Origin of the sequence: Cytobacillus sp. FSL W8-0315 (assembly GCF_038002905.1) — a bacterium.
GTDB lineage: Bacteria > Bacillota > Bacilli > Bacillales > Cytobacillaceae > Cytobacillus > Cytobacillus pseudoceanisediminis.
The window spans coordinates 1,175,251-1,191,604 of sequence record NZ_JBBOOC010000001.1 but is presented as its reverse complement, the minus strand read 5'-3'; the positions used below and the strand labels follow the sequence as shown (position 1 = coordinate 1,191,604).

At 38.7% G+C, this 16,354-nt stretch carries 10 protein-coding genes; 3 read left to right on the top strand and 7 right to left on the bottom strand.

Annotation, left to right across the window (positions count from 1 at the left end):
* Positions 1–239 precede the first annotated feature (239 nt).
* The 3 genes from tagD (at position 240) to MKY20_RS06120 (ending at position 3,845) form a co-directional block, all read left to right on the top strand.
* Positions 240–638: a glycerol-3-phosphate cytidylyltransferase gene (gene tagD / locus MKY20_RS06130; RefSeq protein WP_197218116.1), complete on the top strand. Its 399-nt coding sequence runs from the start codon at positions 240–242 to the stop codon at positions 636–638.
* Entirely contained in the window at positions 631–1,836 is a 1,206-nt protein-coding gene (locus MKY20_RS06125; RefSeq protein ID WP_251266836.1) for a CDP-glycerol glycerophosphotransferase family protein, read from the top strand. The genes tagD and MKY20_RS06125 overlap by 8 nt, the downstream gene beginning before the upstream one ends.
* Before the next feature lie 143 nt (positions 1,837–1,979).
* Positions 1,980–3,845 (top strand): C39 family peptidase, encoded by a 1,866-nt coding sequence (locus tag MKY20_RS06120; RefSeq protein WP_251174180.1) that lies wholly within the window; start codon positions 1,980–1,982, stop codon positions 3,843–3,845.
* Positions 3,846–3,894: 49 nt separating this feature from the next.
* Here the strand turns inward: MKY20_RS06120 and MKY20_RS06115 are convergent, their stop codons facing one another.
* The 7 genes from MKY20_RS06115 to MKY20_RS06085 form a co-directional block, all read right to left on the bottom strand.
* Positions 3,895–5,436, bottom strand: coding sequence for a glycosyltransferase family 2 protein (locus MKY20_RS06115; RefSeq protein ID WP_251174181.1), 1,542 nt, complete (start codon positions 5,434–5,436; stop codon positions 3,895–3,897).
* A gap of 71 nt (positions 5,437–5,507) precedes the next feature.
* Positions 5,508–8,177 carry a bifunctional glycosyltransferase/CDP-glycerol:glycerophosphate glycerophosphotransferase gene (locus tag MKY20_RS06110; protein WP_251266835.1) on the bottom strand — a complete coding sequence of 890 codons (2,670 nt, stop codon included), beginning with the start codon at positions 8,175–8,177 and terminating at the stop codon, positions 5,508–5,510.
* Entirely contained in the window at positions 8,164–9,339 is a 1,176-nt protein-coding gene (locus MKY20_RS06105; protein WP_251174183.1) for a glycosyltransferase, read from the bottom strand. The genes MKY20_RS06110 and MKY20_RS06105 overlap by 14 nt, the downstream gene beginning before the upstream one ends.
* Before the next feature lie 94 nt (positions 9,340–9,433).
* Positions 9,434–11,086: an ABC transporter ATP-binding protein gene (locus MKY20_RS06100; protein WP_251174184.1), complete on the bottom strand. Its 1,653-nt coding sequence runs from the start codon at positions 11,084–11,086 to the stop codon at positions 9,434–9,436.
* A gap of 26 nt (positions 11,087–11,112) precedes the next feature.
* Entirely contained in the window at positions 11,113–11,910 is a 798-nt protein-coding gene (locus MKY20_RS06095; protein WP_251174185.1) for an ABC transporter permease, read from the bottom strand.
* A gap of 41 nt (positions 11,911–11,951) precedes the next feature.
* Positions 11,952–12,965, bottom strand: a complete 1,014-nt coding sequence (gene galE / locus MKY20_RS06090) for a UDP-glucose 4-epimerase GalE (protein ID WP_251174186.1) — start codon at positions 12,963–12,965, stop codon at positions 11,952–11,954.
* Positions 12,966–13,213: 248 nt separating this feature from the next.
* The gene (locus tag MKY20_RS06085; RefSeq protein WP_251174187.1) at positions 13,214–16,321 is read right to left on the bottom strand and encodes an N-acetylglucosaminidase; all 3,108 of its coding nucleotides are present in this window, start codon (positions 16,319–16,321) and stop codon (positions 13,214–13,216) included.
* Positions 16,322–16,354: the final 33 nt, after the last annotated feature.

The following is a 16,354-nucleotide window of genomic DNA, read 5'->3' as shown; positions in this document are numbered from 1 at the left end:
AAGAATAAAATAGTATAAGTATGTTTGCGTTATTACTGAACGTGTACAAATTGTTAGTTCACTGTAATGGCTTTGTAAACATAAAGATTTACAATGAAAATTGTCGATGTAAATAAGTCTTTGGACACAGACTCCACCATTATACTTTTAATGATAGATGGATAATGTTGAGTCAGTATTAAATAATTGTAAAAATATATCCGAAATCGAATACAGCAAGTTTTTAGGAGGAGTAATCGATGAAAAAAGTCATCACATACGGTACGTTTGATTTGCTGCATTGGGGTCATATAAATATTCTAAAAAGAGCAAAGGAGCTTGGGGATCATCTGACAGTTGCCATCTCCTCAGATGAGTTTAATGCTCTTAAAAATAAAGAAGCATACCATAGCTACGAGAATAGAAAAATGATCCTGGAGTCCATTAGATATGTTGATAAAGTCATTCCTGAAAACAATTGGGAACAAAAAATCAGCGATGTTATTGAAAATGATATTGATATTTTTGTCATGGGCGATGATTGGAAAGGGAAATTTGATTTCCTTAAAGAATATTGCGAAGTAATCTACCTTCCAAGAACAGTTGGAATTTCAACTACAAAGATTAAGAAAGATTTGTTCAAAGTTCACAATGGCTAGAGAGATCTTAGTATCAATATACTTGATGTTATTTTCTTTCATATTTAATATATGCAAGCTGTTCCCCCAAAAGAAAGAAAAAACTGTCTTCGTTGTTACATTTATTGAAAATAGCGCAAGTATATATGAAGAACTTAGGCGACAAGATCCTTCTTGTCGTACTATTTTTTTAGCAAGCAAGAATGTGTATAACTTTTTTTCTAAATATGATGAGAGCACGATATTGCTATTTGAGCCTAAAAAGCTGAAGGATTTTATAATTTCCATTTATCATTTAGCCACTTCCAAGCTGGTGATCGTGGATAATTATTATGGATTTCTCTCATCAATCCGGTTCAAAAAAAATGTTACTTGCCTCCAAGTATGGCATGCTTCCGGTGCCATTAAACAATTTGGCCTTAAAGACCCCTCGATTGCAAACAGGAAGAGCAGGGCCATTACAAGGTTTAAAAAAGTATATAAGCAGTTCCATAATATAATAGTCGGCTCGGAAGAAATGGCCAGGATATTTGGGGAAGCGTTTGGAATTGAGGAAAAAAACATTCTTAGAACCGGAATGCCGAGAACAGATGTTTTTTTTAACGAAAAGCGGATTGCTCTTATTAAAAAATATATGTATCAAAAATTCCCTTATCTGGAAGAAAAAAAGGTCATTCTATATGCACCGACCTTCCGGGATAATGAATTGGACCACTTTCAGCTTCATTTGGACCTGGAGGAAATGCAGCACCATTTAAATGGAGATTATATTGTTCTGCTAAGGCTGCATCCTGCTGTCAAAAACAATCTGGATATAAGCAAATACGATGGATTTGTTTATGATTATTCTAAATATGCCAAGCTTAATGATATTTTATTTATTACTGATATATTAATTACTGATTATTCATCTATTCCATTTGATTTTTCAATTCTAGGGAAGCCAATGATCTTCTTTCCTTATGATCTTGAGCACTATCAAAAAGAACGCGGGTTCTGGGGCGAGTATTCAGACGTTGTCCCTGGCCCAATTGCCATGTCAACAAGCGAAATTATCACTATTTTACAGTCAGGTGATTTTCAGCTTGAAGAAATATCGGAATACGAGAATAAATGGAATGAATATTCCAAAGGAGCTTCCAGCCAAAATATCGCTTCTTGGATCTTATATACCTTAAAGTCGCAAGAAACAAAAAAGAGCTCCCTTTACGAGACGTAAAGGGAGTATTTTTTTGTGTCGCATTTTGTCTGCGTTTGCGGAACTGGATTAAAACTGGTCGAAAATTCTCTTTCCTGCACTGAAAATCTATTATACTATTAATAATTGTGAGTAACACGAACTAAATAAGAAAGGGGAAAAGAATGATTAAGAAACTATTGGCTTCTTCACTTATCTTATCGCTATTGATTCCAGTCATACATCATCCGGCATATGCAGAGGCCGAAAACCAGGAAACCGTTTCTGAGAAAATTGTTCCTTCAGAGGAAAATCTTCAAGAAACTCTGCTTGACCAGCCAAAAGAAAAAGAAAAGGAAATAACTTCAGAACAAATGACAGAGGATGATACAATTGCTGAAGAGTCATTTAAAAGTGATGTTACGGATCCGATGCAAGAAGAAAAAGAGCCATCCCAGCAAATTACAGAACCCGCCGAATCATCTAAAGATACGTTAACTGATGAGTCATCAAACGATACGCTAACTGATGTATCAGAAAGCCTCGAGTCCAACAAAACATTAACGGAAAAGGCTGTTCAAAAATCAAAAGCCGTCAGCAGTTCTCAGGCTCTGCAAAATGAGAATACGATTATAGAGGGCAATACTAAATATTTCTTAAATTCAAACGGATACCTGACCCATGCAGAAGTTTACTCAAATAATAAACTCGTTACAATAAAGGAGTTTTATCCCAATACTTCGCACGAAAATGCGAATGAGCATGTAAAGTTTATTTTCTCTTTAAATCAGGATGGTTATATTATAAATGCTCAAAAACTTAAAGAGGACTCCCAGCAGCCAGAAATCCATTATGAATATTACCCTCAAACCCGATATGGGGCGCATGGGAAAAGGATTAAATACATATTTGAAATGACTGCATCAGGATATATTGCAAGTGCATTCCAGAGGGAAATAGACACACAGCGCACCTTGGCCATATATCAGTATTATCCTCAAACCTCATATGGTGCACATGGAAGCAAGATTAAATTTTCCTTTGAACTTAATTCATCCGGCTATTTGAATAAAGCTATTCAGAGAGAAAAGGATACCCGACGGATCACATCAGCTTATCATTATTATCCTGGAACTTTTTACGGAAAGCATAGCACAAACATTGAATATATTTTCGATATAAACAGCTCAGGTAATGTGGCCCTGGCAAGCAAACGAGAAAAAGGATCCCAGCGAATTCTTTCGCTATATGAATATTATTCTAATGCCGTTTATGGAAATCACGGTGATAAAATCAGTCTTATATTTGATATGAACAAGTCGGGTCATATATCAAAAACCTCTAAAAGAGAAAAAGGGACCCAGCGTACACTTTCATGGTTTGAGTACTATCCTCAAACCTACTATGGCAGCCACAGCAATAGAATCAAATACATATTCGATCTTGATTCCGCAGGCTATATTAAAAAATCATCCTTGAGAGAATCAGGAACCCAGCGCATCCTTTCAGTCTATTTTTATGCACCAAAAACATCCTATGGATACCATGGCTCTAAAATTAGCGGGCTGCAATTAAATGTTCCGCTTGTATCACAGCTGCCAGAGCTGCCAACCGGCTGTGAAATCACTGCTGTAACCATGATGCTTCAATATAAAGGAGCATCCGCTAATAAAGTAAAATTAGCCAATGAAATGCCAAAGCATCCTTACAGCCCTTATTTAGGGTATGTAGGTGATCCATTTACAAAGTTCGGCTGGACTATTTATCCAACTGCATTAATGGGCATCGTAAAAAAATATGCAGGAAGTTCAGTAAACTTATCAGGTAAAAGCAATGCAGCAATAGAAGCTCACTTATCTTATCGAAAGCCAGTGGTTGTCTGGGTCTCCCCTATGCACGGCTTTACTGTACATGCCATCACTTTAGTAGGCTATGACAGCAGCAATTATTATTTCAACGACCCATGGACAGGGCAAAAAAATGTCAAGATCAGTAAAAGCGAGTTCAATAAACTTTGGAGCAATCAGGAAAAAAGAGCCATTTCCTATTAAATCAGCAGAGAAAGCCCGGAACAGTTATAGTTCCGGGCTTTTTCTCACTTTACTTCAGTATTTTTTTGATTTTGGCAAGAGCTTTTCCGAACAATACATTTTTCGCTTTAATCTCTATACTCATATTGCCTAAATTTGTCCGATAAAGAGATATTACAGGCTCTTTGATTCCATCGGAAGTGTTAACCCCTGGAGAAACTCTAATTCTGGCCGGCCGATACTCGGGATAATCAACCAGGCGGAAATATAAGTCCAAGGTGGATCCCCGAACCACATTTTTAAAGGCCTTGGCTTGAATCCATGCTTTATATATCTGATTTTCAAAGAGATAAGGGTGAGGTTCCTCCACAGGCTCACTTTCTACATTAGCGAGTATGATCTTTTCCTTTGAGCCTCTTACAGTCGCATAGATTTCACCAACGGCTTGCTTGCTGGCCTTCGGAATAGTCAATGCTCCTGAAATTTCGAACCCTAAATCATCCGATACGATTTTACTTATTATTACTGTGGGCTTAAAATCTTTGGTAACATCATGAGTCTTTTCTTCACCTTTTAGAAGGAACCTGCTGCTTTCCTGAAAGACAATTGGAGTTGTTTCTGTGTTTGTATAAATTACAGAAAATAATTTCAACTCATTATAATTTTTATTGAAAAATATATCATAGAGCTTCTTTTCTTTAGCGGGAAGCTTTAACGCAGTATCTGCCGGGATTTCATTTATAAATGAGGTGACCGCATCTTCCCACCGTTCTCTATCTGCATCATCGATTAAGGCATATTTAATGACATGTAGCCTCAAGAGATCCAATAAGCTTTTTAAATCATGCTCCTGAATGATTTTCACAGGTATTTGGTTAGCTTTCAGCCACTGTCTGTTTGAAGATAAGGCACTAATTCGATCCAGAGTGTTCTGCAGTTTCATTTGCTGCTGTGTGATGGAAGGCTTATCTTCTCCTTCCCTAACCCGCCATTCATATACAAAACTATTAACAATGGCTATCTTGCCTGCAAGTACGGCTCCTTTCATTGTAAAAGCAAGATCTTCATAATACTTTCCTTCTGTAAAATGAAGATTGTTTCTTTTCACAAAATCCTTCTTCCATAGCTTATTGCAGGCAATACTATCCTGGAGCAATTCTGGTTGATCCAAAAGTGCAGTGATCTCATTCTTTTTGTATAAATTAAATTCCAGATGCCTGATGGGGATATATTTTCTCTCTTCATTAAAACGAATAACTTTCCCGGCTGCATAATCGGCGTCACCCTTTACAGCTGCTTTCACTAAGGATTGGATGGCATGAGCCGGTATGCGGTCATCAGAATCCAAAAAGAAAATGTATGTTCCATTGCTTAATGAAATACCTTTATTCCTGGTATAGCCTAACCCGTGGTTCTGCTGGTTGATTAATGTTATTCGGCTATCCTGATTAACATACCGATTAATGATCTCTTCGCTTTGGTCAGTCGAACCATCATTAATAATAATGACTTCTAAAGCCTGATAGCTTTGATCTATGACAGATTTCAAACATTCGTCAAGATAAGGAGCAGCATTATATACTGGAATTACAATGGATACAAGTGCAGACACATTTCTCACCTCTACATTTACAAATGCCAAAATAATAAAAAGAGCTGCAAAAAGCAACTCTTTTTATTTAGTTAATGAAAAACCCTGTTTACAACTCTTTTAGAAGCATTGCCATCTTCTATACTGCCAAATTCAGCAACAAAACGGTCCAGTAATTGCTCATACTCGTTTAATCGGGCAGGATGATTCAAGAAGGAATTGACTTCATCTATCTTTCTGCATATCGGACCAGGAGCCTTTTCAACCAGATCAAAGTAGGTTCCCCGGCGGGCCAAATATTCTTCCAAGTCATAGCAGTATAAAATAATCGGCCTCTTTAATAATGCAAAGTCAAACATGACAGATGAATAATCACTTATCAATACATCCGACACCAAATATAATTCCTGTATATCCTGATAGCCTGATGCATTTATGACATTCTCAGGCATTCTCATATGAGAGATCTTTGCAGATAACAAGTAATGCAGCCGGAGCAGGATAATAGTGTTTTGGTCAACACTTTTGCTAAGCTGCTGGATATCTGCGAGTGTTTTTTGGAATGAGTTGGGATCCCAATCCCGGAATGTAGGAGCAAAAAGAATGACCTTTTTGCCTTCAGAAATCCCTGTTTCATTCCGAACCTTTTCCGCAATCTCCCTTGGCTTGTTAATCAGAATATCATTTCTTGGGTAACCTGTCTCAAGAATCTCTCCCCCATACCGGAACCCGCGCGTAAATATTTTGGAGCTGTAGGAGTTTGGAGAAATGAAGAAATCCCAAGCATCTGTCTGAACCCGAAGTCGTGACAGCTCCGTTTCACTAGGAAGCTTTTTTTGGTCATAGCCCATTCTCTTAAGAGGTGTTCCATGCCAGGTTTGCAGATACACCTGATCTTTCTTCTTAGGGACTAAATGTGCAATTCCCTGGTTATCTACCCAATACTTGGATCGGTTAAGATAATAATAATATTTGAGGCTATTTTTTTTAACTTTAACAGGATTTCCAGGCACCTCGACAGCTTCCGGATCTTCAAAGGACCAGATATATTTATATTTGTTATTTCCCTTCAGCAGTTCTTCATAAATATACTTAGGACTGTCACTGTACTGTTTTCCCATATGGGCTTCGAAGACCACCCAGTTCGATTTAACAGGGAGCTTTTTAATTCGGCCCTTGATAAAATTAGTAAGGGCGTTTTGAAGAACTCCCGGTTTCTTATGCTGTTTTGGTTTTCTCCTTTTGGAAAACATCCATTTAACCTGGTCCATTCTTCTTAATGGAAGCACTTGTATGGCAAAGGAATTTTTGTGATTAATAAAGAATGCTTTTGATAATCCATTGTTCTTAACCAGTTTATTACTGAAGTCATGAATATCCGTCTTCTTAACTAGACGCTTATGAAGGTTGCCCTGATGACTAATAACTAAGGATAAATAATAGTTTCCAGGCTCCATATTCTTCAGATCAATACTATACCTGTTTCCACCCTCGCTATCAGAAACAAGCATTTCTTTTGTCAGGTTATTTCGAAGCACCCAATACAAATCAATTTCTTCATCATTAATTGATTCTGAATTGATATTTGCCTGAAAAACGAGCTTATCATGATTTAATTTCATATCATGTAGATTGAAATCTACTCTTAAACTGCTGATCCGAAGGAACTTTTCATTATATTTTTGAATAGAAGGACGGAAATAATATTGATCAGCAACAGCGTAAATTCTATTTGCCTTCGTAGGCAGTCCATTAATATAGGCAATATAATCCTGAAATGCCTCTTTGTCACCTAAATAGAGCAAGTAGTATAGAATACGGTCTTTTTCGGCAAGATTCGTAAATGCATATTCGTCCATAACCTCGTGCATATATTCATAAATCAGGGCATGGAATTTTTCTTTATATTCTTCGTCAAATTCCAGGTAATCATTTATATATAATTTTAAATCATGGCGCAGAAAACGGTTATTCTTATGTTCCTGGTAGAGGAGATCTCTGTTTTCTCTCAAGAACTTATCATAATATCGATGGGATATAATTCGGTTCTCAAAGTTTTCAAATTCAAATCTTCTGTTGGATATGGATTTTACTGCAGCATTTTCGACTACCCGCCAATAGTAAATCGGTTCCGGAATAATACTTACACTTTCTGCAAGGAAATATGCTTTACCTGTAAAAACAACATCTTCATAATGAATGCCTTCAGGAAAACGTAAATGATGTTTGTCCAAAAAAGAACGCTTATAGATCTTATTTGTAGAAACGCTGTCAAAAAGAAGCACTTTAAAATCCCGGATATTTATATTAGTCCGTTCAATGTTATAAATTTGGTTATGATACCAGATGTGATAATTATTTGTGCGAATTGCTTGTCCTGCCACAAAGTCTGAGCCTGTCCTTTCAATGGCAGCGACCATTTTCTCGCACGCATCCACCGTATACCAATCGTCACCATCCAGGAACATGATATACTCTCCAGTTGTGTTTTCAATCCCTGTATTCCGGGGTGTGCTGCAGCCTCCACTGTTTTCCTGAAGATGAATGGATTTAAAATTTGGTTTATCTTTAATAAAGTCATCGATGATTTCTCCGGTTTTGTCTTTAGAATAATCATTTACGACAACTACTTCGAAATCCTTATATGTTTGTTCATGGAGGGACTCCAAACATTCTTCAATATATAATTCGTTATTGAAAGCAATGACAACGACAGATAGCTTAGGCGGCTTATGCTGAGTATTTAATTTAGTTAACACCATGCCCACCTCCCAATTCATCAAATAAGTCATACCATTGCTGTTTGATTACAGATTTTTCGAATTTCTCACTTTTACTAAAAGACTTCTCGCTAAATTCAGCAAATAAATCCTCATTTTGCGCAAGGCGCCTAATATGCCGCGACAGTACAGGCACATCTCCAACCGGTGCTAAATACCCATTTTCATATTCATCAATGATCTCCCGTATACCAGGGGCACAGTCCGTGGAGATGCACGGAAGGCCACAGGATTGTGCTTCTATTAAAGACATGGGCAGCCCTTCAGCTTTGGAAGACAGTACAAAGAAGCTGGCACTTTCTAATACTTCCTGAACATTTCCTGTTTGACCCTTTAAATGAATCCGATCATTCATGTCAAGAACATTAATCAGGCTTTGGAGTGACTTTTTCGCAGGCCCTTCACCGTAAATTTCAAGCTTCCATCCTGGTATATCTTCCGCCACCCTGGAAAAGGATTCAATCAGCACATCAAACCCTTTGTCCTCAATAAGTCTTCCTGTCGAAACAATCGTTTTGTTTGAATATAACTTCAAAGCTTCGTTGGCAGATCTGAACGGCGATGGATTATACATGACCCCGGCATTTGTAAAACCCAGATTTGCAAAGTATTCGGAGTCTTTTTGGGTCAATAATAAAAACTTCGATACTTGACGATAATATCGGAGAAGCCTTTTATAGCGATGGGAATTTTTCGCAGCCGCAACGCTTTCATGGCTTTGTCCGATGATCTTCACATTTTTCCTATACAGAACAGGCTGAATCCATTGCATTCCCCAAACTTGGATGATAATGACATACACATCTTCATCACCATATTTGTCAAAGAATCTTTGCACTTCTTTCCTTCTTTTAACGAGCTCGATCCTCCTCTTGACTTCCGATGCAACCTTATTGAATCGCAAAGCCTTCAGGTTTGAAGAGATTTCCTTGGCAATCGGTGCGCGGTATCCATTCTTGTGTACTATATGAACAGGTATGTCAGCAGAAAAATAGCTTGGCTCATTTTCCTGCTCATTTATACTTAAAACGGCAACGTTATGTCCATCTTTGAGGAAATCATCCGCCAGAATGGAAGCAACCCTCTGTGCGCCGCCATGGCCATTATATTCATTTAAAACAAACACAATATTCTTCGATTTCATTTTATAACTCCTCATATTCCCTAATATAAAAAACCTCTTTCCCAGGTCCGTACTTCTTCAAGAATAAGTATAATCTGCCCAAGTTTTAGAGCTTTTATGATAGGCTGCCCTTTACCTCGATTAAGAGATATTTGGAACCAGTTTGTACGTCTATCTCTTTGTTTTCTATTTTATAAGGAACAGATGGATATTGGTCATGTTTAGATGCCCATGCCAGGACCAGCATTTTATGATGCGGCGGATTTTTCATTTCGTATCTTAATTTGCACTCGTATCTGCCGACAGGAATATTTGCAATATCCAAATCCACATGAAATTGTGAATAATTATACTTTTTCCCTTGAGGATTGAAGGAGACATTCTCTGTTATTTCCTCCGTTTCGCTCACTTCAGCTGGATAAACTCTTTCTTCAAACGTTTCCATGTTAATTAAATGGAATTCCATTCTTACATCATCTTCCGAATCAGTTTCATACCCTCTGACAAAAGCAACCCCTTCTATTTTCAAGGAATTTTCATCAAACCAGATCTTGTTGATCTGTTCCTGAACCTTTTCGTGGTTATCAACGGTCATAAAAAGTTTATTGCTTTCTTGTTTTAAATGATATTTATACGGACCTTGGACCGAATTATCTTCCATAACCTCTGCCTGTCCTGCCCATAAAGGGAATTCTGTCCACTCTTCCTTTTCGCCCTTATACCTGATGCCAACATCATATTTTCCGGGCTTCACGAAGGCAGCTAGTTGAGCTTCAGAAAATTGCACTGAAAATCCAGCCTGATCCTTTTGACTTGCCGGAACCATGGAATGATTCTTTAGTGCTTTCCTTATTATTGGCTTGGATAGATATTCCCCTGTTCGGGAGTCCCGCAGAACTGCTTCAAAATCTTTTGCAGCCGTTTCATTGTCACTGTATAAATAACCTTCCAAATCCAAGGAAATCCCCTCTGAAGTCGTGTTATATACCACTTTTTCGATAGAATGATGAAATTGTATTTCTGACTTAATCGCTTCAAGCGTTTTCCTGCCGCTCATAAAATCATTATAAATAGAGCCAACAAATTTGGAGTCTCCATAACTGATCAGATTCCCCTGGTGAATCCAGGCTGCCTTGGAGCAAAAGGATTCGACAGCATGCTTGTCATGGCTGACGAATATAATGGTTTTACCCTTCTCCTTGAATTCATTCATCTTATTCATACATTTTTCTCTGAATAGAGAGTCTCCAACCGCCAAGGCTTCATCGACAATAAGGATGTCAGGATCCACATTCACCGATATCGCAAAACCCAGCTTAGACCTCATACCAGAAGAATAATTTTTCACAGGCTGATGGATGAACTCTCCCAGTTCCGAAAACTCGATGATATCCTCAACCTTTTCCATCATTTCCTCTTTTGAATAGCCCAGCAGAATTCCTTTCATAAAGATATTCTCATATCCGCTTAATTCAGCATCAATACCGGAGCTGACATCCAAAAATACAAGAGACCCATCCACCCGTACATCTCCGGCGGTAGGATCCGCAATGCCTGTAATAATTTTGAGCAGAGTTGATTTTCCTGAACCATTTTTACCTAAAACGCCAATAGACTCCCCTTTAGGGAAGTCTATTGAAACATCATTAAGGGCCAGGAACTCTTTGTGGAGCTTTTTATGGGTAAGAACCTCTTTAATAGGTCCCCATTTGTCATCATATAGCTTATATTTTTTTGTCAGATTCTTCACACTGACTGCAATCTCCATAATGATCCGCCTTTCACAAGTGAAAGTTACAATATATCAAGAAAAATAGGTTTCATACGTTTATATAAGTAATTTCCTAAAACAAATAATAAGAATACCAATGCCCAGAAATATAGCGTATACAGTGGATACTCCCAAAAACCCGTATCAAACAGGAAGGAATCACGATAGCCTTGGACAATATAATGAAATGGGTTTAGTTTAATCACCGTTTCCAAGGCACCAAGACCCAAATTATCGATAGACCAGAAAATAGGCGTCATCCAAAACAGGAATACAAGAGTGGTGTCCAAGAAACGACCGAAATCTTTACTGATGGCTACCAGCGGAGCCGTAACCGAACCGAGACCCAATAGAAGCATTAAGGCGGCAAAATCATAATATAGAAGCTGGAACCAGTAGAATGAAATGCTCTTAATAGATATGCCAATAACCACCAGCATAACGGCCAATAATATCAAATGAGTATAGTAGGAAAACAAAATCTGTACCGCCGGCAATATGGCGATCGGGAAAGGAGTATTTTTTATGATACCCCTTTTGCTCCGAAAGGATTTCTGCGCCAGTTTAAATCCGTCATTGATTAAAAACCACGCCACCATTCCGATTGCGAGCCACGCCATAAAAGGAGCACCATTCACCGGCCCTCCCGCCCGGGCACCGACACTGAAAACGAACCAAAAAACAGCTATCCTCATTAGCGGATTTATAAGTCCCCAAATAAACCCAAATAAAGTACCCGCATATTCTCTTTTTATCTCATTTAAGGACAATGCATGAACCATTCTGCGGCGTTCCCACATTTCCTTGTATATATCAAACATAAAATTACTCCTTTGATTCCTGACTCTTAAGATTCGTAACCTTATTCTTCAAATCCGTTTGGATTAGTTGATTGCCACTTCCAGGAATCCTGGCACATCTCTTGAAGCCCCTTTTCAGCACGCCACCCCAATAATTTGGCTGCTTTTTCAGGGTTTGCATAGCAAACGCCGATATCTCCCTGACGGCGTTCCGTGAACTCATATGGGATTTCCTTCGAACTGACAGAGCTCAAGGCATTGACCAAATCAAGTACACTGTATCCTGTTCCCGTTCCCAGGTTAAACGTTTCTACTCCCTGATTTCCATCCAAATATTCAAGGGCTTTTAAATGGCCTTTCACCAAATCGACTACATGGATAAAATCACGTACACCTGTGCCATCATGTGTATCATAATCATTGCCGAATACTGATAGTTTTTCTCGTTTGCCAATAGCAACTTGAGTGATATATGGCATCAGGTTATTTGGAATACCATTAGGATTTTCTCCGATTCGTCCGCTTTCATGTGCACCGATTGGATTAAAGTATCTTAACAGCGCAATTCTCCAAGATGAATCCGAAACGTATAAGTCTCTTAAGATTTCCTCAATCATTAATTTTGTGCGGCCATAAGGGTTAGTGGCTGATAGAGGGAATGATTCATCAATCGGCACACGATCCGGGTTGCCGTATACGGTGGCAGAAGAGCTGAAAACCAGCTTCTTCACATCATATTTGGCCATGACCTCACAAAGGTTCAACGTTCCGGTAATATTATTATGATAATACGTTAATGGAATTTCCACAGATTCACCTACTGCTTTTAAACCTGCAAAATGCATAACAGAATCAAATTGATAGTTGCTAAAGAGCTGGTCCAGCGCTTCCTTTTCTAATAAGTCATATGAATAAAAAGGAAACTCCTTGCCTGTTAACTCTTTCACACGCCTGATTGATTCCATTTGGCTGTTTGATAAATTATCAAGAACTACAATTTCATATCCATTATTAAGCAACTCTACGGCAGCATGGCTTCCAATATATCCAGCGCCCCCTGTGACTAAAACTGTCATATTAAATCCCTCTTTCAAAAAGAATTTATAGAAAAGATACCAAAATGTTTGCGGTATTCTCAAGCCTCATCCACAAATAGCACATGAAACTTTTTGTCAAGTCATACAGATTTTTGTCGATTGATTAAAAACACTTTCATAATTATACCTGATTTGCAGTTAGAAATATAGTTTTTTCATTTCCATTCATCTGGCAGGCAAGATCGCAGAAAAAAGCTGGCCCAATTACTTGGACCAGCTTTCTCTTTCTAATTATATTTTGGCACATCATAGTATAGGGTATAGTTATCAAGCAATTGATATAAGTTATAGATGCTGCCAACCTGCTTGTATGCCCAGCCAATATCTGTAGCATATTGATGTGAAGGCTGCACAGGATTCCATCTCATCTTGTACAACGTATCCTGCTGGAACGTTGTGTTATAAATATAGCCGCTGCTGATAAGTCTTGCACCGCCAATGATAGCCTGTTCAGGTGTGAACCAGCCATTTTCATAGGCAGTTTTAGCGCCACATTCAAGCGGGCAGGAATCATATGCCCCATAACCATACATATTATAAACTGTTTTGCCATTATACGTTACACCGTTAGCAAGCTTCGAACTTCCGTTTCCTGTCTCTAATAGAGCGTGAGAAATCAGATATAGCTCATTAATGCTGTACATTTGTGCAGCGGATATGAAGGCTTGTGCCTTGCCCGTCAGAATACCTTTATTATTAAGGATTTTGCTGTTTACCTCCGCTGCATCAATATATGCCGGCTTGGACAATTTGAGAAATTGGAAATAATACTTGCTGTCCATGCTAAAGTTATTAGGATTTAAATATTCACTTACATCTGCTGACTTAGCATCCTGCCAAGTCATACGAACTTCGATCCAATCCCCTGTTTTGCGAATCACTAGCACTTGAGTTCCAGAATTCACTTTCTGAGTAATTGTCCCAGTCAAAGACGGCGCTGTTCGTACATTAACGTTATCACCGGTTACAATACCTTTACTTGTATCCACATAATCAGCATGGATGAACCTTGGCTCATTCCGATACTTATCGGTCTGTGGGCTTCTAGTCATTTGGATATCCAGCATTTGGTTAAGAGAAAGGCCATAATTCGTATACATCAACTGCGGTCCATTTTTAACCTTGACAGCATAAGAAGTCCATCCATACAAAGTCTTCAGCTTCCCAATAACGTCTGCCGCTGTGTCATAGCCAGTAAACTCCTGGGTTACAATCTGATAATGCGGCACACCGATTACAGTATGGGTAGCTGACCAATTATTGGATTTAAAGAAATCCAGCCCCTTATTGAGTAAAACCGTGCCGGCTATCGGAGCAGATTTAATATAAAACTTATCATATCCTCTTTCGCCAGTAGACTGATTGAATGCCTTTAAATTTCTGCTTGTAAAGAAATTAAGAGCTTTGTTGATATTACTTGTTCCTATAAGGGGTTCTGAAACAATCTGGTATCGATTCGTTTCCTGCACTGTTCCAACAGGCTGATAGTCTGCGGACCAATTATTCCGTTTAAAGAATGCAAGAACATCATTAAGCTTTGATCCTAATACAGAATCAAGAACTATATCAAATTTCGTATATCCCTTTTCTCCTGTTGGCAGAGTTTCTACCTTCCAGTTTCTTCCTGCGAAGAATGCCTGCCCTGTTTTAAGCTTTGAAACCTCCAGAATAGGCTCTGAAACGAACTGGAACTTGGTAAATCCAGTCTCTCCCGTAGCCTGATGATTCGCTTTAAGGTTCTTCTGCTTAAAGTATGAAAGAACCGCATTTAACTTGGAATCACCCAATACAGGCTCAGAAACCAGTTCAAACTTGGTATACCCTGTTTTGCCGTTCGATTGATACTCAGCTTTCAGCTTCTTTTGTCCAAAGAACGCAAGAGCTTCATTTACTTTGCCTATTCCCAGCACAGGTTCAGTTACTAGTTGAAACTTGTTATAGCCTGTTTCCCCTGTTGCCTGATACTCCGCTTTTAGGCTTTTTTGGTTAAAGAAATTTAAAGCCTTATTCAGATTTGCATCACCCAAAACCGGCTGGGAAATAATCTGGAATTTTGTATAGCCCTTTTCACCTGTTGCCTGATATTGGGCACTCAAATTCTTTTTCTTGAAAAATTCCAGTCCGCGATTAACCGTCTCCATTCCAAGTACAGGAACTGATTTAAGCTGGTATCTCCCGCTTCCGATAGACTCGTATCCTGCATTGATTCCAGTGGCAGACTTAAACTGCTGCACCACACTCTTGACTGTCGCTTCTCCATTATAGTAGCCGCTTGTAAGCTGGTAATAGCTCTCTGCTTCTCCCCAGCCTTCATAACTTGCTTTAATTCCTGTAGAAGAAGTTAATTGCTGTATGACATTCCGGGCAGAAGATTCGCTGCTGTAATAGGCACTTTTTAGCACATAATATTTTTCGGGATTGCCCCAGCCTTTATATGTACCATTTATCCCAGTAGCAGATTTAAGCTGGTTTAGAATATTAGTAACGGCTGCTTCACCATTATAATAGCCGCTTGTAAGCTGATAATAGTTTTCCGGGTTCCCCCAGCCTCTATAGCTTCCTTTTACACCCGTAGCTGTTTCCATTTGGCTGAGGGCATTCTTAACGGATGACTCTCCATTATAATAGCCGCTTGTAATTTGATAGAACTTCTCCGGATTGCCCCAGCCTTCATAGCTCCCTTTCATGCCTGTTGAAGCTTCGAATTTTTGAATGACATCCTTTACAGCCGCTTCACCATTATAGTAGCCGCTAACAAGCTTATAATAATCCTGAGGTTCACCTGAGCCTTGGTATTTACCGGTTACACCGGTTTGTTCTTCAAGCTTTTTTAGAATCCCCTTTACAGTCGACTCTCCATTATAATATCCGCTAGTAACTTTGTATTTACTAAGCGGATCAAGCCATTGCTCGTATCTGCCTTGAAAACCCGTAGAGCTTTCAAACTGCCGTAATACATCCTGAGCTGCAGATTCACTGCTATAATAACCGCTGATGACCTCCTGATATTCCTGTGGTTCTCCCCAGCCTTCATATGTACCTGTTATGCCTGTCGAGGATTCCATTTGCTTAAGGACTTCTTTTACTTTAGATTCACCTGGAAAATAGCCACTTGTAATTTGATAATTACTAGTCTGCTGATATACTCCGTTCCATCCTGTGTCCTTTCTAAGCTGTTCTAAGGCTGCATTTGCCTCGCTTTCACTTCCAAATTTCCCTGTTTCCACTTTATAAATTGATAAATCTGTAAATGCTTCAGATTTACCAGGAAAAATTGAAACTGACAAGATCAACACCAAAACAGAAACCAGAATCATCCACTTTCTAGCATTCAACTAATTATCCCCCATCTCTCTTATTCATTACAT